The organism is Rhodococcus sp. ACPA1, from assembly GCF_002300195.1.
GTDB lineage: Bacteria > Actinomycetota > Actinomycetes > Mycobacteriales > Mycobacteriaceae > Rhodococcus_F > Rhodococcus_F opacus.
In genome coordinates, this window is sequence record NZ_NSDX01000003.1 from 1,337,727 (window position 1) to 1,362,328 (window position 24,602).

Annotated in this window: 29 protein-coding genes; 13 read left to right on the plus strand and 16 right to left on the minus strand. The window is 67.4% G+C overall.

Translation table 11 applies throughout. The annotated features are described in order from the left end of the window. Positions 1-798, minus strand: coding sequence for an RNA polymerase sigma factor SigF (locus CJ177_RS16655; protein WP_005251853.1), 798 nt, complete (start codon positions 796-798; stop codon positions 1-3). Beyond that, positions 795-1,229, minus strand: coding sequence for an ATP-binding protein (locus CJ177_RS16660; protein WP_005251854.1), 435 nt, complete (start codon positions 1,227-1,229; stop codon positions 795-797). Before CJ177_RS16660 ends, CJ177_RS16655 begins: the two co-directional genes overlap by 4 nt. Positions 1,230-1,450: 221 nt before the next feature. On the opposite strand from CJ177_RS16660, the gene CJ177_RS16665 reads away from it, so the two are divergent. Together CJ177_RS16665 and CJ177_RS16670 are read left to right on the plus strand one after the other, a co-directional pair. Beyond that, positions 1,451-2,215, plus strand: coding sequence for a GAF and ANTAR domain-containing protein (locus CJ177_RS16665; RefSeq protein WP_005251856.1), 765 nt, complete (start codon positions 1,451-1,453; stop codon positions 2,213-2,215). 358 nt (positions 2,216-2,573) lie between these two features. After that, positions 2,574-2,882 (plus strand): STAS domain-containing protein, encoded by a 309-nt coding sequence (locus tag CJ177_RS16670; protein ID WP_005251861.1) that lies wholly within the window; start codon positions 2,574-2,576, stop codon positions 2,880-2,882. A 22-nt stretch (positions 2,883-2,904) separates the two neighbouring features. Here CJ177_RS16670 and CJ177_RS16675 read toward each other — a convergent pair whose 3' ends face one another. From CJ177_RS16675 to CJ177_RS16685, 3 genes are all read right to left on the minus strand, one after another. Next, entirely contained in the window at positions 2,905-4,107 is a 1,203-nt protein-coding gene (locus CJ177_RS16675) for a glycosyltransferase (RefSeq protein WP_082764474.1), read from the minus strand. 186 nt (positions 4,108-4,293) lie between these two features. Next, positions 4,294-4,449 carry a DUF6131 family protein gene (locus tag CJ177_RS47405; protein WP_005251863.1) on the minus strand — a complete coding sequence of 52 codons (156 nt, stop codon included), beginning with the start codon at positions 4,447-4,449 and terminating at the stop codon, positions 4,294-4,296. Between the two features lie 16 nt (positions 4,450-4,465). After that, complete coding sequence (locus tag CJ177_RS16685; RefSeq protein ID WP_095868145.1) at positions 4,466-5,023, minus strand: DUF2231 domain-containing protein; 558 nt, start codon at positions 5,021-5,023, stop codon at positions 4,466-4,468. A gap of 96 nt (positions 5,024-5,119) precedes the next feature. Here CJ177_RS16685 and CJ177_RS16690 point away from each other — a divergent pair, with 96 nt between their 5' ends. Next, positions 5,120-5,350: a hypothetical protein gene (locus CJ177_RS16690; protein ID WP_012689035.1), complete on the plus strand. Its 231-nt coding sequence runs from the start codon at positions 5,120-5,122 to the stop codon at positions 5,348-5,350. Positions 5,351-5,371: 21 nt separating this feature from the next. Here CJ177_RS16690 and CJ177_RS16695 read toward each other — a convergent pair whose 3' ends face one another. Further along, a complete protein-coding gene (locus tag CJ177_RS16695; RefSeq protein ID WP_061041746.1) occupies positions 5,372-6,232 on the minus strand; it encodes a polyphosphate kinase 2 family protein in 861 nt (286 codons plus the stop codon). A gap of 35 nt (positions 6,233-6,267) precedes the next feature. Here CJ177_RS16695 and CJ177_RS16700 point away from each other — a divergent pair, with 35 nt between their 5' ends. Next, the gene (locus CJ177_RS16700) at positions 6,268-7,743 is read left to right on the plus strand and encodes an NAD(P)/FAD-dependent oxidoreductase (RefSeq protein WP_061041745.1); all 1,476 of its coding nucleotides are present in this window, start codon (positions 6,268-6,270) and stop codon (positions 7,741-7,743) included. Here the strand turns inward: CJ177_RS16700 and CJ177_RS16705 are convergent. Next, positions 7,730-8,038: a DUF4873 domain-containing protein gene (locus CJ177_RS16705; protein WP_005251872.1), complete on the minus strand. Its 309-nt coding sequence runs from the start codon at positions 8,036-8,038 to the stop codon at positions 7,730-7,732. The two genes, CJ177_RS16700 and CJ177_RS16705, sit on opposite strands and share 14 nt — an antisense overlap. Before the next feature lie 50 nt (positions 8,039-8,088). Next, the gene (locus CJ177_RS16710; protein WP_005261065.1) at positions 8,089-8,829 is read right to left on the minus strand and encodes a TetR/AcrR family transcriptional regulator; all 741 of its coding nucleotides are present in this window, start codon (positions 8,827-8,829) and stop codon (positions 8,089-8,091) included. Between the two features lie 145 nt (positions 8,830-8,974). Between CJ177_RS16710 and CJ177_RS16715 the strand changes: the two genes are divergently transcribed. From CJ177_RS16715 to CJ177_RS16740, 6 genes are all read left to right on the plus strand, one after another. Further along, a complete protein-coding gene (locus CJ177_RS16715; protein ID WP_025433153.1) occupies positions 8,975-10,246 on the plus strand; it encodes a DUF445 domain-containing protein in 1,272 nt (423 codons plus the stop codon). Between the two features lie 103 nt (positions 10,247-10,349). Then, positions 10,350-10,856, plus strand: coding sequence for a helix-turn-helix domain-containing protein (locus CJ177_RS16720; RefSeq protein ID WP_005261063.1), 507 nt, complete (start codon positions 10,350-10,352; stop codon positions 10,854-10,856). After that, positions 10,849-11,679: a major lipid droplet protein TadA gene (gene tadA, locus CJ177_RS16725; RefSeq protein WP_005251876.1), complete on the plus strand. Its 831-nt coding sequence runs from the start codon at positions 10,849-10,851 to the stop codon at positions 11,677-11,679. Before CJ177_RS16720 ends, tadA begins: the two co-directional genes overlap by 8 nt. A gap of 72 nt (positions 11,680-11,751) precedes the next feature. Next, positions 11,752-12,045, plus strand: a complete 294-nt coding sequence (locus CJ177_RS16730) for a DUF2516 family protein (RefSeq protein ID WP_005251878.1) — start codon at positions 11,752-11,754, stop codon at positions 12,043-12,045. 212 nt (positions 12,046-12,257) lie between these two features. Beyond that, positions 12,258-13,028: a MerR family transcriptional regulator gene (locus tag CJ177_RS16735; RefSeq protein ID WP_005251880.1), complete on the plus strand. Its 771-nt coding sequence runs from the start codon at positions 12,258-12,260 to the stop codon at positions 13,026-13,028. 17 nt (positions 13,029-13,045) lie between these two features. Next, complete coding sequence (locus CJ177_RS16740) at positions 13,046-14,077, plus strand: alpha/beta fold hydrolase (protein WP_061041743.1); 1,032 nt, start codon at positions 13,046-13,048, stop codon at positions 14,075-14,077. A gap of 70 nt (positions 14,078-14,147) precedes the next feature. Here CJ177_RS16740 and CJ177_RS16745 read toward each other — a convergent pair whose 3' ends face one another. Genes CJ177_RS16745 through CJ177_RS16755 form a run of 3 tightly spaced genes read right to left on the minus strand, consistent with a single transcriptional unit; the run spans position 14,148 to position 17,051 of the window. After that, positions 14,148-14,948 (minus strand): carbon-nitrogen hydrolase family protein, encoded by an 801-nt coding sequence (locus CJ177_RS16745; RefSeq protein ID WP_061046216.1) that lies wholly within the window; start codon positions 14,946-14,948, stop codon positions 14,148-14,150. 1 nt (position 14,949) lies between these two features. Continuing rightward, a complete protein-coding gene (locus CJ177_RS16750) occupies positions 14,950-16,302 on the minus strand; it encodes an MFS transporter (protein ID WP_025433151.1) in 1,353 nt (450 codons plus the stop codon). Then, positions 16,299-17,051: an HpcH/HpaI aldolase/citrate lyase family protein gene (locus CJ177_RS16755; protein ID WP_095868146.1), complete on the minus strand. Its 753-nt coding sequence runs from the start codon at positions 17,049-17,051 to the stop codon at positions 16,299-16,301. The genes CJ177_RS16750 and CJ177_RS16755 overlap by 4 nt, the downstream gene beginning before the upstream one ends. Before the next feature lie 194 nt (positions 17,052-17,245). Here CJ177_RS16755 and CJ177_RS16760 point away from each other — a divergent pair, with 194 nt between their 5' ends. Then, complete coding sequence (locus CJ177_RS16760) at positions 17,246-17,917, plus strand: GntR family transcriptional regulator (protein WP_025433149.1); 672 nt, start codon at positions 17,246-17,248, stop codon at positions 17,915-17,917. Positions 17,918-17,930: 13 nt separating this feature from the next. On the opposite strand, the gene purU is transcribed toward CJ177_RS16760, so the two are convergent. After that, on the minus strand, positions 17,931-18,815 hold the full coding sequence (gene purU / locus CJ177_RS16765) for a formyltetrahydrofolate deformylase (RefSeq protein ID WP_005251890.1): 885 nt from the start codon (positions 18,813-18,815) through the stop codon (positions 17,931-17,933). A 13-nt stretch (positions 18,816-18,828) separates the two neighbouring features. Then, complete coding sequence (locus CJ177_RS16770; protein WP_095868147.1) at positions 18,829-19,662, minus strand: class I SAM-dependent methyltransferase; 834 nt, start codon at positions 19,660-19,662, stop codon at positions 18,829-18,831. Positions 19,663-19,719: 57 nt separating this feature from the next. On the opposite strand from CJ177_RS16770, the gene deoC reads away from it, so the two are divergent. Continuing rightward, positions 19,720-20,385 carry a deoxyribose-phosphate aldolase gene (gene deoC / locus CJ177_RS16775; protein WP_005251893.1) on the plus strand — a complete coding sequence of 222 codons (666 nt, stop codon included), beginning with the start codon at positions 19,720-19,722 and terminating at the stop codon, positions 20,383-20,385. Between the two features lie 12 nt (positions 20,386-20,397). Here deoC and CJ177_RS16780 read toward each other — a convergent pair whose 3' ends face one another. Continuing rightward, the gene (locus tag CJ177_RS16780) at positions 20,398-21,165 is read right to left on the minus strand and encodes a DUF2993 domain-containing protein (protein WP_005251894.1); all 768 of its coding nucleotides are present in this window, start codon (positions 21,163-21,165) and stop codon (positions 20,398-20,400) included. Positions 21,166-21,278: 113 nt separating this feature from the next. Between CJ177_RS16780 and CJ177_RS16785 the strand changes: the two genes are divergently transcribed. Next, a complete protein-coding gene (locus CJ177_RS16785) occupies positions 21,279-21,896 on the plus strand; it encodes a hypothetical protein (RefSeq protein ID WP_005261055.1) in 618 nt (205 codons plus the stop codon). A gap of 18 nt (positions 21,897-21,914) precedes the next feature. Here the strand turns inward: CJ177_RS16785 and CJ177_RS16790 are convergent, their stop codons facing one another. Beyond that, entirely contained in the window at positions 21,915-23,462 is a 1,548-nt protein-coding gene (locus CJ177_RS16790; protein WP_095868148.1) for a TROVE domain-containing protein, read from the minus strand. A 338-nt stretch (positions 23,463-23,800) separates the two neighbouring features. Next, positions 23,801-24,598 carry a hypothetical protein gene (locus CJ177_RS16795; protein ID WP_005251904.1) on the minus strand — a complete coding sequence of 266 codons (798 nt, stop codon included), beginning with the start codon at positions 24,596-24,598 and terminating at the stop codon, positions 23,801-23,803. Positions 24,599-24,602 lie beyond the last annotated feature (4 nt).

A 24,602-nucleotide genomic window follows, 5' to 3' on the forward strand; every position in this document is an offset into this window, starting at 1 on the left:
CTACGCGTCACCGAGTTGATCTCGCAGTGACGCCAGTGTCTTCGCCAGCAACCGGGACACGTGCATCTGCGAGATGCCGACTCGGTCGGCGATCTGGGTCTGTGTCATGTTGCCGAAGAACCGCAGCATGAGGACGGTCCGCTCCCGTTCGGGGAGGGATTGGAGCAGGGGGCGCAGGGTTTCGTGGTTCTCGACGTCGTCCATCGCGGCGTCGTAGTCGCCGAGTGTCTCCACCATCGACAGCTCGCCCGTCCGGTCGGACGACGTGTTGTCGACGGAGACGGTCTGATACGCGTTGCCGGCGAGGAGCCCCTGCGCCACCTCCTCCTGTTCGAGGTCCAGGTGTTCGGCGAGTTCGCTGACGGTGGGGGCGTGGCCGAGGCTCTGGGACAGTTCGGCGACGGCCTGGCTGAGCGCGAGGTGCAGTTCCTTCATCCGGCGGGGTACTCGCACGGCCCACCCGGTGTCGCGGAAGTGCCGGCGTACCTCGCCCATGATGGTGGGGACGGCGAACGACACGAAGTCGGATCCCCGCTCCACGTCGAACCGGTCGACCGAGTTGACCAGGCCGAGGCGCGCGACCTGAACCAGATCGTCGTGCGCCTCGCCGCGGCCGTCGAAACGGCGTGCGATGTGCTCGGCGAGCGGGAGACAGCGCGTCACGACGGCGTCGCGCAGTCTGCTGCGCCGGGGATCGTCCTCGTCGAGAGCTGCCATCTGTTCGAAGAGTGCTGTGACGTCCTGATACTCGTCCGGCCAACGGGCCGTGTGCCCCCCACTGTGAGTATGGGACGTCACAGACTCAGGCCGTTCTTCACCTTGGTGAATTCCATGGTGGTCACGAAACCCGCGGTGGCGGGGTCGGGCTCCTGTTTCAGATCGACCGAATCGGTGAGGGCGTTGAGTACGTGCCAGGCGAACGAACGCTCGCCGAGGGAGTCGACCGAGGTGGTGGTGCTCGATACATCGACTCGCAGGGTGTTGTCGAGATATTGCAGCCGGCACACCAGGAGCGCGTCCGGTGTCGCGCGGACGATCAGCTGGGTACAGATCTCGTCCATGGCCAGTTTGATGTCGGCGATGGAGTCGAGGTCGAAATCTTCGTGGATGGCAACGGTTGCTGCCAGGGCGCGCAGTACGGAGAGCTGATCGGGCGTTGCTCGCACGCGCAGTTCGACGACGGGATGTGTGTGATCCTGGTCGGGTTCGATTGTCTTGGCGATGGCCATGAGACCTCCGGGTCGGGCGTACCGTGCTGTCGGCGGGCGGTGGGTCGGCTCGCGCTGCTGAGAAGTCAGGGTAGCGATCCGGCGACACCGCAGGTGGAATACCGCAGAACAGGACCGATCAAACCAGTCCGATCAGTACGTTTGCCCGAGTAAGGTTGGCGGCACGATCAGCGTTCCTGAGGCCCTCGGCAGGGTCATGGTGGTCACGGGAGACGAGTGGGATGCCTGACGAGATTCACCTGCACACGTTGACGAGTGATGTCGAGGCTGTGCACGCCGACGCGGTCGCCGTGTCGCTCGACTCCGTGCTCGAGTTGCTCGAGCCGGAGGACGAGACCGACGTCGCGCTGCACGCGCTGTGCCGTCGGGTTGTCCAGGCGTTCCCGGGTGCGGCGATGGCCGGGATCACCGTTCTCCGCGCGACGGGTCCCGTCACGGTGGCCGCGACGTCGGACGAGCTCGCGGCACTCGAGGAGTTGCAGTACCGCTTCGGCGAGGGCCCTGCGCTCGACGCCGTACGCTCCGGCGAGACCGTGCGGGCCGACCGTGCCGCCGCGCACGAGAGGTGGCCTGCGTATGCCGCGAGTTCCGAACCGGCCGGCGTCCACAGCTATCTGTCCGTACCCCTCCCCGTCGCGGAGCAGTCCGCCGCGCTGAATCTGTACGGACTGTTGCCGCACGCCTTCCACCGGATGGACGAGTCGGCGCTGGAGCTGTACGTCGAGGCGGCAGCGGTCGCGGTGCGCAATGCCCGGCGGTACGGCGAGGCGAGAAACCTGATCGAGCAACTTCGTATCGCCCTCCGGTCCCGCGCCGTCATCGATCAGGCGAAGGGAATCGTGATGGCGTTGCGCGGTCTCGACGCCGAGACCGCGTTCGACGTCCTCGTCACGCGTTCGCAGCGGGAGAACGTCAAACTGCGTGTGGTCGCAGAACGTGTCGTCGCGGCTGTTTCGGCGCGTACAACCGTGCATAACGGTTTGTAATCGCTCACCAGGGCAAATGAGAGCTCGAGTATCTGTTATTTCCTTGTGACACATCACAGGCGGGAGTAGTCTCGAACCGAGGTTGAACACACAGCCGATGTCGGGAAGCGCTGCCGTAGCAGACGGTGTCATGTGTCCGAGGTCGGGTCTGTCTGCAGGTGCTCCGCTTCCCCTCTCAATGTTCGAGATGGGGTGAGCCATGTCTGTTGGTCCAGGGGTCCCAGAACCTGAAATGGCGTGTTCGGGCACGGAGTTCGGTACCACGTACAAGCCGAGGGTAACGCTCTCGGCTGTCGGTTCCGCTCCGACACGCTGTGCGAGCGCGGAATTCACTTCCGAGCGGCTCGGGTCCGGGGTGATGTTGGTAGGGGTGCGAGGCGAGATCGACCTGTTCAGTGCACCGGGGTTCCGCGACTACGTGTGCACGCGGATCTCGCCCGAGGGGCAGTTCATCCTCGACATGTCGAAGGTGGATTTCATCGGAACCGCGGGTCTGTCGGTGCTCGACACCGTCCACGCGACGAACGTCCGGGACGGGCGGACATGGGCGATGATCTGCGGCCGGCCCGTATATCGGCTGCTCAGAGCGGCGGGCCAGGAGTCGAGCTACCCCTGCTTCGCTTCCGTGGACAGTGCCCTCGGGGCCTGGCACGGCCGAACGGCCTGACCGTCCGAACCGGCGCCCGACTTCAGTGGGCGCCGGTTCGACTGGTGCGCGGAGGGGCCGACACGCAGCGGCCGTAGGCGCGAAGGGTGTCGGTGGCGACACGGTCCCACGAGTAGCGGGCGCGGGCGCGATCGCAGCCCGCCATGCCGTATCCCGTGCGCAGGGCGTCGTCGTCGAAGATCTGTCGCAGGGCCTCGGCCAGGCGGACCGGGTTGCGCGGTGAGATGAGGCGTCCGGTGATGCCGTCGACCACCGTGTCCCGCATACCGCCGACGGCGGACGCCACCACCGGGGTGCCGCAGGCCATCGCCTCGAGCGGAACCATGCCGAACGGCTCATACCACGGGGTGCACACGACGGCATCCGCCGAGCGCAGCAGCGAGGGCATCGCGTTTCTCGGCACGCGCCCGACGATCCGTACCCGGTTGCGCACCTTCGCCTCACGGGCCAGTGTCAGCAGTCGCGACGCTTCGGGGTCGTCGGCGACGTCGTCGGCGGCCGGGCCGCCCGCGATGACGAGTTCGGTGTCGGGGAAGTGGGAGAGTGCCTCGATCGCGGTGTCGAAGCCCTTGCTCGGCGCCAGCCGGCCGACCATGACGAGCCGATGGCGTTTACCCTTCTCGTCGGCGCGGCCGTCGGGCGTGAACTCGGCGACGTCGACGCCGGACGGAACCACGGACGTACGCGAGCGCGGCAGGCCGAGGTGGGAGAGTTCGAAGACCTCGTCCGTACACGTCGCCACCACCCGGGTGGCGCCGCGGGCGATCAACTGTTCCAGGTGAATTCGGTTGTGAGTGCTCGACGAATCCGCGCGCTCGTACCTCTGCTCGACCACCCCGAGCGCATGGAACGTCTGGACCACCGGAATGCCGAGCGTGCGGGCGGCGAGTTGCGTCGCGATCCCGGACATCCAGTAGTGGGCGTGGACGATGTCGGGCCGTTCGGATTCCCATTCGGTCTTGAGGAAGCTGCCGAATGCCCCCATCAGCGGCAGGATCTCGGCCTCGGACATCCGCCGCGCCGGCCCGACCGGCACGTGCACGACGGTGTACCCGCCCGGGGTGGTGACCCGCTCCGGGGCGTCCTCGCTGTCCGCCCGGGTGTAGACGGTGACGTCGTGACCCTCTCGCGTGAGGGCTGCCGACAGTTCGGCGAGGTGAATGCTCTGCCCCCCGACGTCGGCGCCGTCCGAGACGTCGAGAGGACTGGCGTTGGCCGAGACCATCGAAATCCTCAATCGTCTCGCGGTGCCGACGGCTGCCGTTCTCATCGGTTGCCCGCCGCACACGGGAGGTCTGGGTTCGCGATGAATGGCCGTCATGCCACGGGGATTCCCGAACTTCGGGTTTGTAAACCGACCGGCTAGCACTCTGTCACAGGACAGGTCGCACGAGCCGGCCGGTGTTGCGTTCTAATACCAACGCCGCCGGCCGCCGACCGCACGCCCGGTGGCGCCGAGAATCCACAGGATCGCGCCGATCACCAGGAGGATGATGCCGATGGTCCACAGCCAGGTGAGGCCGGTGAGCCATCCGATCAGGAGCAAGATCAGTCCGAGCACGATCATGGCGTTCCTCGATTCTTCATCCCACCGGGGCGAGGAGAGCGTCCGATCCCGGACCCTCCCGCACCCCGTCGACTCCTGCGCCCATTGCGTAGGTCAGATGCCCGCCGAGCGCGCCGCCGATGCCGATCGCGAGAAGTCCCGCGGTGCTCGTGACGACGGCGCGTGCGTCCGTTCCGTGCCTGCGGCGAAGGTAGGACGCGAGCATGGCCGTGATGCCGATGGCGTTGGCTTCGGCGTGGATCAGGCCGACGCGGCGCTGACGCGTATCGCGTTCGGACCAGTCCGCCCAGCCGGTCACCAATGTCGGGGGAGTGGCGAGCAGTCCCAGGCCGATGAGCCTGCGTGCGCCGGCGTGATCGCGGAATGCCAGGTCGAAGACGGTCGCGCCGACCCACGCCCCGATGGGGAGGCTGACGAGAACGGGGTGCACGGGGTGCCCGAGCCAGGATCCGCGCAACACCGCACCCGCGCCGGACGAACCGAGCACCCCCCGGATCCTCTGTTGCAGGAACCGGCTGCCGCCGTCGAGGAACCCGGCGGATTCCGCCTTTCGGAACAGGCTCTCGAGGTTCATGCTTTGCGGTTACCCAGGGCGGCGCGAAGAAAACCGGCCCGCCTTGTCGTCGATGCAGGTCGGGCGTAGCGTCGGGACCACGTTCTCGAAGGTGAGGTGAGTGCCGTGAAACTCAATCTCTTCGCTGCTTGGGTCAGCTTCGCTCTCGTGTTGTTGTCGGTGGTCTGTCTCGGCGGGTTCCTCGTCGCCGCAGGCTCGGGGCAGGGCGGCTGGGCGGTGATCTCCGGATCTCTGTGCGTCGTCGCGCTGGCCGGAGCGATGGCGCTGTACGGCGGAACCGTGCGTCACGATCACAGGCTGCACCACGAAACGCCGCACCTCTTCTGACGGCGGGATTTCCGGGAGGACTCAGGATTCCGCGAGCCTCCGCTTCTCCGTTTCGATGTCGAAAGTGGCGGGCGGCCAGTCGAGGTCGAGCTTCTGAAGGGCATCGATCAGCAGCTCGGTGACCGCGATCCGGCTGTACCACTTGCGGTCGCACGGAACCACGTACCACGGCGCGTAATCGGTCGATGTCTCGTCGAGCATCGCCTGATACGCGTCCTGATACGCGGGCCAGAGCCTGCGCTCGTCGATGTCCGACGGGTCGTACTTCCAGTACTTGTCCCGGCGTTCCAGCCGTTCGAGCAGCCGCGACTTCTGTTCGTCGAGTGACACGAACATCGCGACCTTCACCAGCGTCGTGCCGCCGGCGACGAGTTCCTTCTCGAATTGGTTGATCTCGTCGTAGCGGCCGCTCCAGACTTCCTCGGGCACGAGATCGTGAACCCGGACCACCAGCACGTCCTCGTAGTGCGACCGGTCGAACACACCGAGTTGTCCGCCGCGGGGCAGCGCCCTGTCGATTCGCCACAGAAAGTGGTGGCGCTTCTCTTCGGGAGTGGGCACGCCGAACGACTCGTGATCCACGCCCTGCGGATCCACGTGCCCGATGACGTGGCGGACCATCCCGCCTTTACCCGCGGTATCCATGCCCTGCAGCACGAGGAGCACCGACCGGTGGTCGCCGGATCGTCCGTTGGCGAAGAGCTTCTCCTGGAGGGACGACAGCACCGCGCCGCGTTCCTCGAGCAGCGCGACCCCGTCCGACTTGTCGCCGACGAATCCGGGTGTGCTCCCGCAATCGAGTTCGGCGATCGGCTGACCCGGGCGCGACCGCAGGGCCTCGATTGCCGGTGTCCTCCAGAATCCGCGTGCGTTGTCTGCCATGTGCAAACAGTGCCACAGGAGCGTTACATGGAGTTGTGGGCGGTGAGGTGCATCGGTGTCGCGTCCTGGTGATCGGGACGGGATTTTCCGGTCTGGGCACGGCCATTCAGCTTCGCAAGCGGGGACGCGACGACTTCATTCTGCTGGAGAAGGCGCGGGAGGTCGGCGGCACCTGGCGGGAGAACACGTACCCGGGTTGTGCGTGTGACGTGCCCTCCCATCTGTACTCGTTCTCGTTCGAGCCGAACTCGGACTGGACGCGGATGTGGTCGGGTCAGGTGGAGATCTTCGACTATCTGCGCGGTCTGGCCGACAAGTACGACCTGCGGCGAAACATTCATTTCGGCCGCACGATGACGGGCGGGTACTGGGACGCCGAACGGCAACGGTGGCATGTCCACACCGAGTCGGGCGAGGAGTACGACGCCCAGTTCGTCGTCTCCGGGATCGGCGCCCTCCACATCCCGAACATCCCGGATCTGCCCGGAGCCGACACGTTCGAGGGCACCGCGTTCCACTCGGCGCAGTGGAACCACGACTACGACCTGCGGGGCAAGAAGGTCGCGGTGATCGGCACGGGCGCCAGCGCCGTCCAGTTCGTTCCCGAGATCGTGGGCGACGTCGCCGAGTTGCAGTTGTATCAGCGGACGCCGCCCTGGGTTATACCGGGCATGAACTTCGGCATCCCGCCGGAGGCGCGGCGCTTGTTCGGCCGGGTCCCGCTGGTCCGTCGAATGGTGCGTGCCGCGGTCTACTGGACCTACGAATCGCTCGCGCTCGGGTTCAACGGGCACTCCCGCCTGATGCGGCCGATCGAGAGCGCGGCGCGGAAGAACTTGAACAGGACCGTCACCGATCCCGAACTGCGCCGGAAGCTCACCCCGTCCTATCGCATCGGTTGCAAGCGGATCCTGGGGTCGGACGTGTACTACCCGGCGCTGATCTCACCGAAGACGGTCGTGATCACCGAAGGCATCGCGGAGGTGCGCCCGCACAGCATCGTCGCGGGAGACGGGGCGGAGCGGGCGGTGGACGCGATCATCTACGCCACCGGATTCCATGTCACCGACGGCTTCGACAACGTCGAGCTCACCGGGGTCGGGGGCCGGCGCCTCGCCGACGAATGGGAGGAGCACGGGATCCGCACACACCTCGGTATCACCGTCGCGGGTTACCCCAACGCGTTCTTCCTCTTCGGGCCCAACACCGGGCTCGGTCACAATTCGGTGGTCTTCATGATCGAGTCGCAGATTCGTTATGCACTCGAGCTGATGGATCTCGTCGACCGGCGCGGCGCCGATTCCGCGGTCGTCCGGCCCGCGGTGCAGAGCCGCTTCAACACCGACATCCAACGGAAGTTGGCAAAGGGTGTGTGGTCCACCGGCGGGTGCGTGAGCTGGTACCTGGACTCGCACGGCGTCAACCGCACTATCTGGCCGGGTTCGACCGTGCGCTACTGGCGACGGACGCGGTCGGTCGAACCGGCGGACTTCGAGTTCACACCCGGCTGAACGGCGGGGGTGTCACTCCGTCGACGAGATGGCTTCCCCAGAGATCCACCCCCGTGATCCGGGCGGTGGCGGTGCCTTCCGGGCTGGTGATCTGCAGTTCCGTGCCCGTGGACAGGTCTGCATCTGCGCCGAGGGCGTCCGTCAGGGTGCGGACGCGGCCGTGCCAGACGTACCGACCGCTGATGGGTTCGAAGTTTCCCGCCAACTGGACCTGCACGGTCACGGCGGGACGGTCGCCGACGACGACGTCGGCGGGGCCGCGGTAGCCCTCTTCTTCTTCCTCGTGTTCGTTCACACAGGCAAGTTTACCTGTAACTGTCGGTTACACAAGAAAGGGTCGGGCGCCTAGTCGGCCTCGGCCGCGGGCGGCAGCAGCGGGTGCGGAATCGCATTGAATCGCGCGGGCGAGCCGTTGACCGCAGCGATACCGGTGACGCCACCCCAGGTCATCATGGTGAGGTAGTTGATCAGATCCTCGACCGACATGGACCGGTTGGAGATCCACCAGTGCGTCGCCAACTGCACACCGCCGACGATTCCGTACGCCCAGGGGACGGCGCCGCCGGAGTCCATCTCCATCTGCCGCAGCCGCTCGCCGAGAACGGTGGAGAGCACCTCCGCGATCATCCGTTCCGAGTCGGCGACCGTCTCGCGGCCGGGGCCGGAGCCGTTGGCCATGATGTACAGGTAGACGTCGGGATCCGACGCCACCGTCTCGACGTACGCCGTGATGGTGGCGCGGGTCAGCTCGAAGTCGTCGAGGTCGCCGCCGATGGCCTCGTAGATCCGCGGGGCGAGTGTGGTCTCCACGTAACGCGCCATGGTCGCGTTCGTCAGATCGCTCTTGTCCGCGAAATAGCGGTACAGCACCGTCTTGGAGACACCGATCTCGGATGCGATCTCGTCCATGCCGATGTCGCGTCCACGCAAGCGAATGGCGGCGATCGTTCCGTCGACGAGTTCTTCTCGGCGCGCGATCTTGTGCTCACGCCAGCGGCGCTTGCGCCCATCGGGCTTTGCCGCCTTGTCCAGCTTCGTCATCGACTCGGTCACCTGCTCAGGATCCTTCACGTCGTCGTTCGCCACTGAGTCTCTTCACATCCGTTTCGTGTCGCGATCTCCTGTCAGCTTAGTGCTCCGGTCTTGTCGCACGGCACAACGCCGTCTGTGCGGGCACTCGTCCAGCGGCTGGGCTGCCGCCTCCCCGCCGTCCTTGGGCACAATGGCGTCTGTGGATCAACTGAGCCTTTCCGCCTTCGACGACGACGCGAAGCGTCGCGATCTCCGCAAGATGAAGGCTGTCGCGACGGGCTTTCTCGTGTTCGCCACCGTGGTCTACCTCGTGTGCAGGTGGCAGGAATCGCGGGGCGCGGGGGCGTGGGTCGGCTACGTGCGGGCCGCGTCCGAGGCAGGCATGGTCGGTGCGCTGGCCGACTGGTTCGCGGTGACGGCCCTGTTCCGGCATCCGCTCGGATTGCCGATCCCGCACACCGCGATCATCAAGCGCAAGAAGGACCAGCTGGGGGCGAGCCTCAGCAACTTCGTCGGCCAGAACTTCCTCGCCCCCGAGGTGGTGTCCGCCAAGGTGGAGGCTGCGGAGATCCCGCTGCGGCTGGGCACGTGGATGGCGCAGCCCAAGCACGCCGCGCGTGTCGCTGCCGAGACGGCCACCATCCTGCGAGGCTTCGTCGAGATCCTGCGCGACGAGGACGTGCAGCAGATCATCGACAGCACCCTGGTACGCAGGCTGGCCGAGCCCCAGTGGGGGCCGCCGATCGGGCGCGTACTCGGCGAACTCCTGCGCGAGAACCGGCAGTTGCCGATCCTGGATCTGCTCGCCGAGCGGGCGCACCAGTGGGCGCTCGGGAGTCAGGAGACCATCGACCGGATCGTCAGCCGCGATTCGCCCGCCTGGTCGCCCAAGTTCGTCGACGCCATGCTCGGCGAGAAGATCCACCGGGAGCTCGTCGAATTCACCTGGAAGGTGCGATCCAACCCGGAGCACGAGGTGCGGCAGGCGGCCAACCGCTTCCTCGTCGATTTCGCCGACGACCTGCAGAACGATCCCGCGACCATGGAGAAGGCCGAGAAGATCAAGGCCGAGATCATGGGGCGCGAGGAGGTGACCGGCCTCGCCGCCGCGACGTGGACGGTCGCCAAGCGCCTGATCATGGAATCCGTCGACGACCCGAACAGCACGCTGCGCACGAAGGTCGCGGAGAACGTCGTGCGATTCGGTGAGCGGCTGCGCGACGACCACGAGCTGAGGGTCAAGGTCGACGGGTGGGTTCTCGCCGGCACGCGCTACGTCGTCGTCCACTACACCGACGAGATCACCGCGATCATCTCCGACACCGTCGAGCGCTGGGACGCCGAGGAGGCGTCCAAGAAGATCGAGCTGCAGGTGGGGCGGGATCTCCAGTTCATCCGCATCAACGGCACCGTGGTCGGTTCGATCGCGGGCTTGCTGATCTACACGTTCTCGACGTTGCTGTTCGGCTGACATTCGCCTCGGCGGAGGGTCCGCTAGCTGGGTGCTAACAGAGTGCTTGCAATTGCTAGCACCCTGCCTTAGGCTTGGTTCTGCCCAGCAACACGGAGGACTGATGGCAAGCGACGATCGCGACGCAGCCGGTGCAGGAGATCTGGCAGCTCGCGTAGTCAGCAACGCCGCTCACGACATCGGAGGTTTCATTCGTGCCCAGCGCGAAGCGGCCCAGGTGTCGATGCGGCAGCTGGCGCAGCTGGCCGGTGTCAGTAATCCGTATCTGAGTCAGATCGAGCGTGGGTTGCGCAAGCCCTCGGCCGAGGTGCTTGGGCAGATAGCCAAGGGTCTCCGGGTGTCTTCGGAGGTCCTGTACGTCCAGGCGGGTTACCTCGAGCAGCGGCCACACGGTCCCCTCCGTGATGCTCTGCTCGCGGATACGGCCATTACCGAGCGGCAGAAGCAAGTGCTGCTCGAGATCTACGAGTCGTTCTGTCGTGAGAACGAATCGGCGGAAGCGGCCGAATCCCGGACGTCCGAGCTTCGGACAGAAGAACACCAGCGTTCTGATTCCCAGACGCCGGAACCAGAACCCCCCACCGTTGAACAGGAGAAAGCCGATGACTGACCAGAAGACCATCGACAGCGTCAAGACCTCGCTGTACGCGGCTGTAGGCGCCGGAGACGTCGTCGTGCAGGCCGTGGCCGACGTCGTCGCCCAGGTCCGCTCGCGCGCCGAGTCCACCCAGGGTGACGTCGAGGAGCGTGTCGGCGGCGCCAAGGAGCGCATCGCCGGACTCCAGGAAGAGGTCACCGAGGGTGTCGAGAACCTTCGCGACCGCCTCGCCGGACTGCCGTCCGAGCTGCCCGAGGAGCTTGCCGAGCTGCGTGAGAAGTTCACCGCCGACGAGCTGCGCAAGGTCGCCGAGGCCTACCTGAAGGTCGCATCCGACCTGTACACGTCCCTCGCGGAGCGCGGCGAGGACACCGTCGAGCGCATCCGCAAGCAGCCGGTCGTCGAGGAGGGCATCGGCCGCGCCGAGACCGCCTTCGGCGACGCCGTCGAGCTGACCGAGGAAGCTCTCGGCACCGTTGCACGCCAGACGCGCGCCGTCGGCGAGCAGGCCGCGAAGCTCGCGGGCCGGGCTTCGGGTCGCATCTCCGACACCGCCGAGGGGCTCGGCGAGGCCATCGCCGACGCCGGCGACGAGGCTGCCCTGAAGGTTCTCGACCTGGGCGACCAGGCCGAGGAAGCGTCGAAGGACGCTGCCGATCGCGTCGCCGCCACCGCTGCCGACGTCCAGGCTCAGGCCGACAAGGCTGCCCAGGCCAAGCATGCCGCTCCCGCCAAGAAGGCTGCTCCGGCCAAGGCTGCGGCAACTCCGGCCCCGGCTCCGGCCAAGAAGGTCGCCGCTCCGGCCAAGAAGGCTGCTCCGGCCAAGAAGGCTTGATCCTTCACGCTTTTCGGCCCCCGCACGTTCGGTGCGGGGGCCGTTTGCGTGTCGACCTCGTAGGATGGGGCTGTGATTCAAGTTGACGGCGTCGTCTCGGTGATCTTGTTGGTGATTCGCATCGTCGCCCTGGGCGGTGCTGCATACGCGCTGTTCCACGCGGCTCGCCAGCGCAAAGACGCGTTCACCGCCGTGGACAAGTTGAGCAAACCGATCTGGCTGAGCATTCTCGCCGTCGCGTTCCTCGTCCTCCTGCTGTTCCCCGCAGTGCAGTTGTTCGGCATCGTCGCGGTCGTCGCGGTGTGCGTCTATCTCGTGGACGTGCGCCCGCGCGTCGACGACGTGCAGCGCGGGCCTCGCTGGTAGCCGCTCCCACCTCATGAACACGCGAAGGCGTGGGTCTCGTGCACCCAAACGATGACAATGGGCATTGTGACAATGCTATTGTGGTGACACGGCTACCGAGGAGCTGACATGTCCGTCGTCCACCTGCGTGACTCAGCGAGCGATGCCCACCCGGCCGCGGGACTCGTCGGCGGCCTGTCGCGGTTGCTGCTCCGACGGGCGCACCTCGTCCGATGAAGGAATACCGGATCGACGACCTCGCACGCGAGGCGCGGGTGAGCGTGCGCAACGTGCGCGTCTACCAGGACCGCGGACTGCTCCCGCCGCCACGGAAGCAGGGGCGCACCGGGTGGTACAACGAATCGCACCTCGCCCGGCTGCACCTGATCGGGCGCATGCTCGATCGCGGCTACACGTTCGCCACCATCAGTGAACTCCTCACGGCTGCGCACTACGGACTCCAGGTCAAGGACGTTCTGGAGACCGACGACCCGGGCAGCCGATGGAAGAAGCGCAGGCGAGCGGCCCGTCTCACGATCGCCGAGCTGAAACGCATGTTCGGTGCGCAGACCACCGAGGCCAACATCGCCAAGGGCACCGAACTCGGTGTGCTCGTTCCCGCCGGGGACGACTACTCGGTGAACGATCCGCGACTGGTCGAGGCTGCGCAGGTCCTCGTCGACGCCGGCATCCCGCTCGAGGACGTCCTCGAACAGACCGCGGCGGTGCGACGAGACCTCTCGGACGTCGCCGCGCGGTTCGTCGCCGTCGTCGCGGACCGTTACCTCGCCGCCGAGGGTGAGTCGCTCGAACTCGACGAGGCGAAGGTCTCGGAGATCGCGCGGCTCGTCGACCAGATGCGTCCCCTCGCGCACGACGCCGTCCAGTCGCTGTTCGACGAGGCGATGGAGGAGCAGATCTCCAAGGCCCTCGAGCGGGCGGCCCGGCAACTCGGAGAGACCCCGGGCCCGGCGACGAGCACAGACACCAACAGAGCAAGTTAGACAGGACAGGGGTAGGAATGACCAGCAGTTCGCGCACCATCGCCTTCCGGGCACTCGCCGGCGCAGCCGGAGTGGGCGCCGTCGTCGCCGCGGCAGCGGCGATCCGCCGCACGCGCGCAACCCGCGGGTTGACGTTGTCGACCGAGGTGGCGCCGAACGAGCTGCTGCGCACTCCGAACCTGCGCCCGGACGTGACGGAGATCCTCACCGACGACGGAGCGACGCTGTACGTCCGCGCCTACGGTCCGGTGGACGGCGATCCCATTGTGCTGAGCCATGGCTGGACCTGTTCGACCGAGTACTGGTACCCGCAGGTGAACGCGCTGGCGGACGAGTACCGGGTCATCACCTACGACCAGCGTGGGCACGGCCGCAGCACGGTCGGTTCGCTCGCACTCGGCCCGGACGTCCTCGCCGACGACCTGTCGGAGGTGCTGAAGGCGACGGTGCGTGAAGACAAGAAGGCCGTGCTCGTGGGTCACAGCATGGGTGGCATGAGCATCATGGCGTGGGCGGGCCGGCACCCCGACGAGGTGAAGAAGTACGCGTCGGCGGTTCTGCTCGCCAGCACCGCCTGCGACCGGCTCATCGCCGAAACCACCGTCATCCCGCTGCCGAATCGTTTTCCGCGAGTGCCGGTTCCGGTCGGACGCGCCGTCCTGAGCACGCCGGTCCCGTTGGTGTCGTCGCCGGTGATGACCCGCGCGCTCCAGTACGTGTCGATGTCGCCGAACGCCTCCCGCGCCGAAGTCCAGTTCTGCGAGAACATCGTCCGGGACTGCAAACCGCGTATCCGCGGCGGCTGGGGTGCAGCGCTCAGCGGCCTCGACATCCACGAGGCTCTCGACAACCTCGACGTCCCGACCACGGTGCTCGTCGGCTCCATGGACCGGCTGACCCCACCGGTCCACGCCCGCAAGCTCGCTCGCGTCCTGGACGAGGCCGGTCATCTCGAGCGGCTGATCGTCCTGCCCGGCGTCGGCCACATGAGTTCCGTCGAGAGCATCGACGAGTTCGACAAGGAGATCGTCCGGCTCCGCAACCTCTGATCCGACAGTTGCCCGCGAATTGGTCAGGCTCACACGCAACAGTGTGTGAGCCTGACAAATCCGTCGGAATCTACTGGTTGGCGACCACGCCGAAGCGGCGCAGCGACAGCGCCGGGTTCTTGGCACGGACCTCTGCGATCCGTTCGGCGGAGACGGTGCCGATCGCGGTCCCGACCCGCTCACCGAGAGACGCGATCACCACCCCCATCGGATCCACGATCATGGACGCGCCCGAACCCGCCGGGGCGCTCTGATCGGCCGCGGCGACGTAGATGGTGTTCTCGATGGCCCGGGCGCGAACGAGCGTGGTCCAGTGATCTTCCTTGAGCGGGCCGGGCACCCACTCGGCGGGCAGGACCAGGACGTCCGCGCCCGAGTCGACGATGCGCCGGGTCACTTCCGGGAACCGCAGGTCGTAGCACGTCTGCATGCCGAAGGTGACGCCCTCGACGGTGAACGTCTCGGGTTCGCCGATCGAGCCGGCCTGCACGAAGTCCGACTCCTTGTAGCCGAATGCGTCGTACAGGTGCAGCTTCCGATACGCGGCGGCGATGCTGCCGTCGGGAGCGACCGCGACGAGGGTGTTGAAGATGCGGCGCTCGCCCGGGATCGCTTCGTTGATCCCGGCGACGAGGGTCAACCGGTGCCGGGCGGCGATCTCGCGCAGTCCGGTGACGAACTCGCCCTCGAGGGTTTCCGCGGTGTCCACGAACCGCTCGTCCATCGTCGGGACCGTGAACATCGCGTATTCGGGGGCTGCCAGTACCCGGGCGCCGCCCGCGGCCGCCTCCTCGGCGAACTTCGCGATCCGGCCGAGGTTGTCCTGCTTGTCCGAACCCGGTGCGAACTGTGCGATTGCGATGTCGACCATGTCAGTGCCTTTCCGAAGTGACGGGTGCGGGCATCCGTTCGATCTTGCCGAGCACCACGGTGTAACAGAAGATTCCGCCGATCAAGACCGCTCCGGTCGCGATGAAGGCCCCGGCGAACGAGCCCGTGGAGTCGACCACCATGCCAGTCACGATGGGCGCCGCGATCCCGAGAAGATTGGCGATGAAGTTGACGATTCCGCCGAGCGATCCGGTGTACCCCTGAGGGGCGATCAGGGCGACGATGCTGGAACCCGCAGGAACCGAGACAGCCAGACCGGCCGCGCCGATCGACAGGAAGATCAGCGCGACGACGATCGATCCCGCGTACGCTGCGCCCGTCACCGCGAGGGATGCGAGCAGGCTGACCACCAGCACGGTTCGGCGCACCTTGGTGACGTCGCCGGTCCGAGCCAGCCATCGGTCCATCAGGATGCCCGCGATGAGGAACTGCGCGATGACGGCGACCAGCCACGGAATCATCGTGTAGATGCCGCCCTTGAGCAAATTCACTCCGAACTGCTTCTCCAGATAGGCCGGCAGCCAGGTGAGCAGGACGTAGTAGGCGTAGGTGTACGACGCGTAGCCCAGGGCCAGGCCCCACGTCTTGCGTCGGCGCAGAAGGTACCCCAGTCCGTTGAGTGACCCGGCCGTCTCGGCGTCTTCGTCCTCGGCGCCGCCGGCCCGGATGAAGTCGAATTCCGCCTGGCTGAGGCGTCCCTTGGCGAGAGCCTGCTTCGGGGTGAGGTAGAGCAGCCACCACACGGCCAGGTAGCCGACGGACAGGATGCCGGTGAAGATGAACGCCGCGTGCCAGCTGAACGTGGTGACGAGGAAGGCCATGATCGGGATCCCGATCACGTTGGAGATCTTCGCGCACCCGTCGAAGATGGCCGTGGCGGTTCCACGCTCCTGCCGGGGGAACCACTGACCGATCGCCTTCCAGCCCGCGGGCACCGTCGGCGCCTCGCCGACGCCGAGGACCAGACGGGCGACGAGCAGCATGCCGAGACCACCCGCGGCGGCGGACGCGAACGACGCGACCGCCCACAGGAAGGCCGCCACCCGGTTGACCCACCGGACGCCGATCTTGTCGATGAACGATCCGATCGGCATCTGGAGCATGGCGTACGTCCAGAGGAACGCCGACGACACCATGCCCATCTGCGACGCGCTGATGTCGAAGTCCCGCATGATCTCCGGGGCGGCGATCGAGAGGTTGACGCGGTCGATGTAGTTGACGAACATTCCGACGCCGAGAACGCCGGCGATGGTCCATCGGGCACGGCCCACCTTGGGGTGGGCCGCCGCTTCCGCGCTGTCGGGGGATACCGGTCCGGACGTCTGGGTAGTCATCGTGACTCCCTGATCTGCTTGATCTGCTCGAACGGTGCCGCGAAGCCTGCGGCGAGCGCGCCGTGCTGCATGATCAGCGCCATCTGGTCGGCCCCGTGCTGCACCGCGAACTCCTTCTCTTCGACGCTCCACGCCGGGAGCACCCACGGCTTGCCCGCCTCGGCGGCCGCCGAGGCCACCGCGGCGAGGTCGGTGAAGTCACCCTCCTCGCGTGAGTATGCCCCGCGCTCGCGGCGGAGGGAGAGGTCGGACGGTCCGACGAACACGCCGTCGACGGTGTCGAGCGCCAGGATCTCGGCGATGTTCTCGATCGCTCCGGCGTCCTCGATCATCGGGTAGCAGCGGGTGAACGTGTCCTGCTCGGTGACCCACTCGTCGGTGAAACCGCCGTAGCCGGTCGTGCGGCCGCCCGCGAAACTTCGGTCGCCGAGCGGCGGGAACTTCGCGAAAGCCGTGACTTCCTTTGCGTGAGCCGCATTTTCGATGTGGGGGATGACGACAGCCGTCGCACCGAAGTCCAGCGCTTGCTGGATGGGGCCGCGTTCGGGTCCGAGCACCTTCGCCAGGACCTCCATGCCGAGGCTGCGCAGGAACGGGATGAACCGTTCGAGATCCGCGAGGTCGAAGGATCCGTGCTCGATGTCGAGGACCACGGCGCCGTAGCCGATGCCGCGCGCGATCTCCGCTGCGGCGAAGCTCGGGTCGGACAGCCAGATCGCGTAACGCCGATCGGCGGGGGTGCTGTACATGCTGGTGGTCTCCTTTTTCGTGGGGTCCCTTGCCGGAAACGGGTGGCTCTCGGTAGTCACTGCGCTGTGACCGCTCACACATCCACTCCGTATACGTCATGTATACACAGAGAATACTTGGTGTGTCCATAGCTTGTATGATCAATTTGTTACGAGTCCGTCAATCCGATGGGCCGTCTGACGAAGGGATCGAGATGTCGGCATCGACGCTCGCCGGGCCCACCGGTGAATCCGGACCGGCACGAGATCGGGTCTACGTCTGGCTGCGGGACGAGATCATCCGCGGGTCCATCGAAGGCGGCCGATTCCTCGACGAGCTCTGGGTCTCCGGGACGATGGGAGTGTCACGCACCCCGGTGCGAGAAGCGTTTCACCGCCTCGCCGCCGAAAGATTCATCACGCTGCTCCCGCGCAAGGGTGCGCAGGTGCGCACGGTCACCGCGCGCGAACTCGAGGAGGTCTACCAGACCCGGCTGCTGATCGAGGGCCACGCGGTGTCCACCCTGTGTGCGCGGGGAGTCGGCGCACCCGCGCACATGGTCGATCTGATCGAGCCGATGGAAGCCGCGGGGCGCGAGCAGGACTGGTTCGCGGTGTCCGGCCTCGACCGCGAATTCCACCTGACCATGGTCAGCGCAGCGCAGAACTCGGTACTGACCGAACTCTACGATTCGCTGCGGTCGCGGCAGCAACGCGTCGCCGTCCGCGCGCTGAACGTCGGACCCCAGCGGCTCGACACCATCAACGCGCAGCACCGGGCGCTCGTCGCCGCACTCGACGCCGTCGACGCCGACAAGGCGCTGGAGATCCTCACCGCCCACCTGCGGCCCGTCCCGGAAGTGCTGGCGTTGCTGCCGTCCCAGTAGCGGGACGACGAAACTAGCTGAACACCACCGTCTTACGGCCGTGCACGAGGACGCGGTCCTCGAGATGCCAGCGCAAGCCGCGGGACAGCACGAGCTTCTCGATGTCGCGACCCTGCCGGACCATGTCCGCGACCTCGTCGGCGTGGTCGACGCGGATCACGTCCTGCTCGATGATGGGGCCCGCGTCGAGCTCGGCCGTCACGTAGTGACAGGTGGCGCCGATCAGCTTCACACCGCGGGCGAATGCCTGGTGGTACGGGCGGGCGCCGACGAAGGACGGCAGGAAGCTGTGGTGGATGTTGATCGCCCGGCCGGCCCAGTGCTCGCACAGTGCCGAGGGCAGCACCTGCATGAAACGCGCCAGTACGACGGCATCGGGGTCGTGGGCGTCGACCAGTTCACGCACCTGCTCGAACGCGGGCCCGCGTTCGGCGGGATCCTTCGGGAACGGCACGTGATGGAAGTCGATGCCGTGCTGTCGCGTGACGGTCTCGAGATCGCGGTGGTTGCCGATCACCGCGCAGATGTCGGCGGGCAACTCGCCTCCGGCCGCGCGGCCCAGCAGGTCGTGGAGGCAGTGCGCCTCCTTGCTGACGAGCAGCACCACCCGCTTGCGCTCACCGGTGTCGGACACCGTCCACTCGGTTTCGGGGCCCAGCTCGGCGGCGACCGCCGCGAACCGCTCCCGGAGTTCCTCGATCGACATGTCGACCGAGGAGGCCCGCACTGCCTGACGGGTGAAGAACCAGCCGGTGTCGGCGTCGGCGTGGTACGCCGCCTCGACGATCCAGCCGCCCACGTCGGCGAGGAACGTCGAGATCCGGGCGACGATGCCGGTGCGGTCGGGGCAGCCGAGGGAAAGAACGTACCGGTGATCCTCGGTCGAAGCAGCGCTCATGGGCAACAGTCTTTCAGGTCGCGCTCCGGCCGTTCACCACGGCGGTGCCGACGAGGGTGCCGGCGTCGACGTCGTGAATCGCTCGCTCGGTGAGCAGCTGCAGGAGATCGAGACGAATCTGCTCGACGGTCCCGGAATCGAACGGGGCGAGCGCGCGGCGGAAGTTCCCACCGAGGACGAGGTCCCAGACGAACTCGGGGGTCGCGGGAATGATGTTGGACAGTTCCCGGACCTCGGTCGAGTGCGCGCCCAGCTCGCCCAGCCACTGGTGGAGCGCATCGGGGGTGTCGATGCGTTCGAGGGGATCGAACGGCGACCCGGCTGGTTCGGGCTCGGGTTCCCGGTGCCGGGCCACGGCGTCGTGGAACGCGTCCGCGAAGTCTCGCCGCGCCCCCCGCCGCCACACCGTCATCCCGACCTTCCCGCCATGCCGGACGAGGCCCGCGAGCCGGGTGAAATCGGCATCCATGTGGGGTAGGAAGAACACGCCGTACGAGCAGGCGAGCGCGTCGTAGCCGGCTTCCGGGACGGTGCTCGGCGGCTCCCAGGTGGTGGCGTCCGCGCAGACGAACTCGATGTTCTGCAGTCCGCGTTCCGACGCCTTGACCCGGCCCTGCTCCAGGAGTTCGTCGGACAGGTCGACCCCGTGGACGAGACCCGACGGGCCCACTGCGGTGGCGGCGGGCAACGCCGAAGACCCTGCGCCGCAGCACACGTCGAGGACGGCGTCGCCGGGGCGCAGTCCGAGCTGGAAGGCGAGCGACTGCCCGGCAGGCGCCCACACGGCCGTCGTCAGCCGATCGAACTCCAGCCGCGCCTCGTCGAAGATCGATCCCGGATCACTCATACGGCGATGCTAGGCCGTGCCGCGAGCCCCGGAAGGCATTGTGCGAAGCTCACAGGTATGTCCGACGTTGCACTGACCCGCTCCCAGGTGGCCGACCTCGTCGACCACACGCTCCTCAAGCCCGAGGCCACCACCGACGACGTGAAGGCGCTGATCGACGAGGCGCGCTCGCTCGGTGTGCTCGCCGTCTGCGTGTCACCGTCGATGCTGCCGGTCAAGGCGCCGGGTCTGGTGACCGCCGCGGTGGTCGGGTTTCCCTCGGGCAAGCACCACTCGCTGGTCAAAGGGGCCGAGGCCCGGCTCGCCGTGGACCAGGGCGCGCAGGAGATCGACATGGTGATCGACATCGGTGCCGCCGTGGCCGGCGACTTCAACGCGGTGCTGGCCGACGTCCTCACCGTCCGCGAGGCAGTCGGCGACCGCACGGTCCTGAAGGTGATCCTCGAGACCGCCGCGCTCACCGACGAGGCGATCGTGGAAGCATGCCGGGCCGCCGAGCGGGCCGGGGCGAACTTCGTGAAGACGTCCACCGGGTTCCATCCGGCCGGGGGAGCGACCGTCGAGGCGGTGCGGCTGATGGCGCAGACCGTCGGCGGTCGGATCGGCGTGAAGGCGAGCGGCGGGATCCGCACCGCACAGGCCGCGCTCGACATGATCGCGGCCGGTGCGACGCGGCTGGGACTGTCGGGAACCCGTGCCGTCCTGGACGGGCTGCCCGACTGACCCGGTGGTCGATCAGACCAGGAGACCGCAGCTGCTCTGCTGTTCCTGCTGCTGTTGCTGGGTGCCGGCGGCAGGCATCGTGTAGGCGCCGCCTTCGAGGGTGATCTCGATGGCGTCGTCGGTGACCTTCAACGATGTCGGCTGCATGCCCAGCGGGTAGGTCTGCAGACTCGACGTGAGGGTCTGGACGACTCCGTCGACGAGATCGGTGGGAAGACCGAAACCGAGGATCTCCGCACCGACCGTCTGCACCTTCACGGTCCCGTTCACGATCTCCGGTTTGACGGTCAGGTCCGCGAGCCCGGCCGGGCCGACGGAGAACCTCAGTGTTCCCGCGCTCGAATCGGCGGTGACACCGCTGATGAGCGAGCCGAACGCCTGCTGCTGCAGCGTCGCGAGAATGCCCGCGGTGGACCAGGTGATGTCCGCGTCGGAACTGCCGATGGTGCCGCTGCTGTCCGCGGTGTTCTCGATCCGGATGTCGTTGACCTGGGCGTGCACCTGCATGCCCTGCGCGGGGCCGAACTTGGTGTCGTCGCTGTCGATCGTGATGTACGGGACGTTCTTGTCGACCGACTGGAGCAGGACCGGCTTCCAGCTCAGGCCCACGTCCACCTGCGAGCCGAGTTGGCTCTCGAACTGGTCTGCCATGCAGGTCTTCACTCTGTTGCGCACGAAGAGTTCACCGCCGACGAGGACCGCCACGAGCGCGGCGATGACGACAAGAGAGATGACGAGCACACGGTTACTTCGGGGTGCGGAGTTCGTTCGGGCTGCCATTACACGGATTCTTCCCGACAACTCTGAACAATTTCTGTGAATGCGCCCGCGGCGGGTCGCCGAGATCCGCAGAAATTGTGATACGTGCCACAATCGCCCAGTAATCTAGGGGAATGTCCGGATGGTTGGCTCCACGTCCCGGTGACCCGGAGCGCGAAGGTGTCGGTGAAGAACTGACACGCGTCGCGACGGCTCAGGCGGGTTTCTTCACCACTGCGCAAGTGCTGCGCCTCGGTTTCGCCTCCGACGAGATCGGCGAGCGCGTTGCCGACGGCTCGTGGGTCAAGATCGAGCGAGATCTGTTCCGCTTGAAGGATTGCCCGCACTCCGATCTCGAGGAATTCGCGAAATGGTGCACCTGGTTCGGTGCCGCCGCCGCGGTCTCCCACCAGAGTGCCGCCGAACTTCACGGCCTCGGGCACCTGTACCCGCGGTTCATCCACCTCTCGACGGTGCTGTCGCCGCCTTCGCCGACGCAGCAGTTGGCGCTGCACCGGCGTTCGCTACGCCCGGAAGACTGCGAGCAGGTCGGCCCCCTGCGCATCACCACGCCGCTGTGCACGGCACTCGACCTCGCCGCGAGCGGCATCTCGCAGGAACTGCTCGACGAGGTGGTCGCCGACGGCGTCGCGATCGGGCGACTGAATGCGCGCGCACTGCACGGCGAGTGCGGATCCCTGCCGGCGCAGGTGGCGCAGCGCGTCGAACACGCACTGGCCACCTGCACCTGACCGGTCACCGCCCCGAGATCAGAACGGCCACTCGCCGTTCCGGGTGCCCTCCACGAGCGGGATCATCGAGAATCCCGCGTCCGACAGTCCGCCGAACGTGTGGCGGTTCGCGGACCCCGTCGGTCCGTGTCCGTGTCGGTAGCCCGCCACGTTCCACGTGTACACGGGGACGTCGGCCGGGACGTGCCGGGTCGGATCGCCCCACGCCGCCTGCTCGTCGGTGACGATGACGACGCGATCGTGGTCGCGGTAGTGCTTCCGCACCGCCGACGCCGTGTCCGTGCCGCCCAGGTCGCCGAAACTGTCGACGACCCGCAGCACCGGCTGGTGCTTGAACGGCACGTACCGGCTGTCCGTGCCGAACTCGACCAGGTTGGCCCGCTCGGCGCGCGCCGCCAGGACGGTGCCGAACACCGCGGCCGCGTCCGCCCTCGTCAGTTCCGACCGCGCCGAGACGCGGCTGTAGAACATCGATCCGGACCGGTCGACGAGCACCAGGGTGCGGCCGGGCAGCGACGGGACCGCGGACAGCGATGCCCCGAGCGCACGTTCGAGCGCATGTCCCCACCGCAGGCTCGGCGCGTTCCGGTAGGCCGCGAGGAATCGCATCGGCAGCTGCCGCGACTTCGCGACCTCGCCCGGATCGGCGATCCGGGCCGCCACCTGTTCCGCGACGTGGTCGGGGAGCCCGGCCTCGTCGAAGTTCCTCAGGTTGCGCAGAAGCGCCATGTACTCCATGGACGGGATCACCGCCCGCCATGCTGCCGCGTCCATCGGTCCTTGCAGCCAGCCGGCGAGCGATTCCCATGTCATGCCCGCCGCCGACAGCCGCTCCGGGGTCCGGAGGACGGCACGCCGATCCTCCGGCGGGAGCGCCGCCAGCGCCGCCCGTTCCGTGAGCATCCGCAGGCCGGTGGGGATCGTGTTCTCGCGTCCCTGCCGCCGATCGATCGCGTGCCGGAACAGTTCGCCCTGCCACGTCGCCGACGGCGACGCATGGGTGAGCTCGAGGACGTCGCCGAAGCGGACGTCCCTGGCATCGGAATCCCACTTCAGCAGTGAGCGTTCCGAGTACAGGCGGACGGCGGCATCGGCGACACCGCGCTTGACCGGCTTCGGGATCGAACGACCGTGGCGCGCAATCCAGTAGGCGAGGATCTCACCCGGCTCGTCGGCCCGCTCCAGCGCCGAGGAGATGACCACGCGGTTGCCGCCGTGCAGACCGGCGCCCAGCCGGGCCCGGACGAACTCGGCCGCGGCCACCACCGACGCCGAACGCAGATGCGCGTCGCGGCGCAGCCACCCGATCAGGCGGGCGGTCCACTCCGGGTCCGACAGCGTGACCTCGTGGATGAGCTCGACGAACCGGTTGTCGCGGTCCGGAGCCGACTCGTAGAACGTGTGCTCACCCACCATGTTGGTGACCGCGAGGAGGAACAACTCGCTCTTCGCGTCGCGGGCGTAGCCGCTGCCGCCCTCGAACGTGCGGCCGGCCGGTTGCGTCTCCGATGTGATGGGGCTCCGTACCTTGGTGCGGCGCAGCGTCTTCAGGTTGAACTTGCTCATGGGTTGTTCCTCCTTCCAGGAGGTGTCGGTGCTCGTGGGGTGCGCGCCACCCGAGATCGAGGCGACGACGGGGTGCGGAGTCGAACCGCGTGCTTGCGCACTTCACCTGAGAAGTATCCGTCGTCTGCGCACCGGGTGGCGCGCACGCATGTCGTGCCGAGTTCGGAGTCGGCGGAGGCACGGACGCGCTCTACCACTGAGCTACAGGGACCTGCGTCCCTGACCGGATTCGAACCGGCGACCACGCGATCCACAGTCGAAGTAGCCCTCGCCTGCGCACCGGCACAACATGTTTCGTGAAGTGACTCTACGGGGCGCCTCGGGGGATGTCGCGTGAATTAATTCGTGCCGGAACCGGGCGCGACCACGTCCCACGGAACGGTGAGGATGTTGTCGCGAAGGCGGCGGCGCTGCGGTTGCACGGGAAGTCCCTGCGCGCGCAGCAGTTCGAGGGCGGCCCGCCACCGCACCCTCGGTCCGAACGAGCCGTGCGGCGCCGTAGTGGCCCACGCGCGATCCGCTGCCGCGAGGAGGGCGTGGACCGGCTCACCCGGTACGTTGCGATGGATCAGCGCCTTGGGGAGCCGTTCGGCGATGTCCGACGGCTTCTCCACGGCGAACGGATCCCACGCCAGCGTCAGCGACAGCGGGCGGGTGGCGTCGAGCAGCACCCACGCGCAGCGGCGGCCCAGCTCGTCACATGTGCCGTCGACGATCAGCCCACCCGGTGCGAGCCCGGACTGCATCCGTGACCAGGCCGGCCCGACGGCATCCTCGGGGTACTGCCGCAGCACGTTGAACGCGCGGACCAGGACGGGTCGCAGTCCGGAGAGCTCGAACCCGCCGCGGGCGAAACTCACTCCGTTCCTGCTCTCGACAACACGGTCGGGATCGATCTCGAGCCCGATCACCCGGCGGTCGCCGCGCACGGCGGTCAACCGGTCGGCGAGCTCGAACGTGGTGTGCGGCCGGGCGCCGTACCCGAGGTCGACGACGAGCGGGTCGACGGACGCGTGCAGCGTCCGGCGCACCAGCGCGTCGTGGACGAGCCAGCGGTCGCTGCGTCGCAGCCGATTGATGCCTGTCGTACCCCGGGTGATGACACCGTGAGGCCGCTTCAGCGTCGCTGAAGTCATGGGA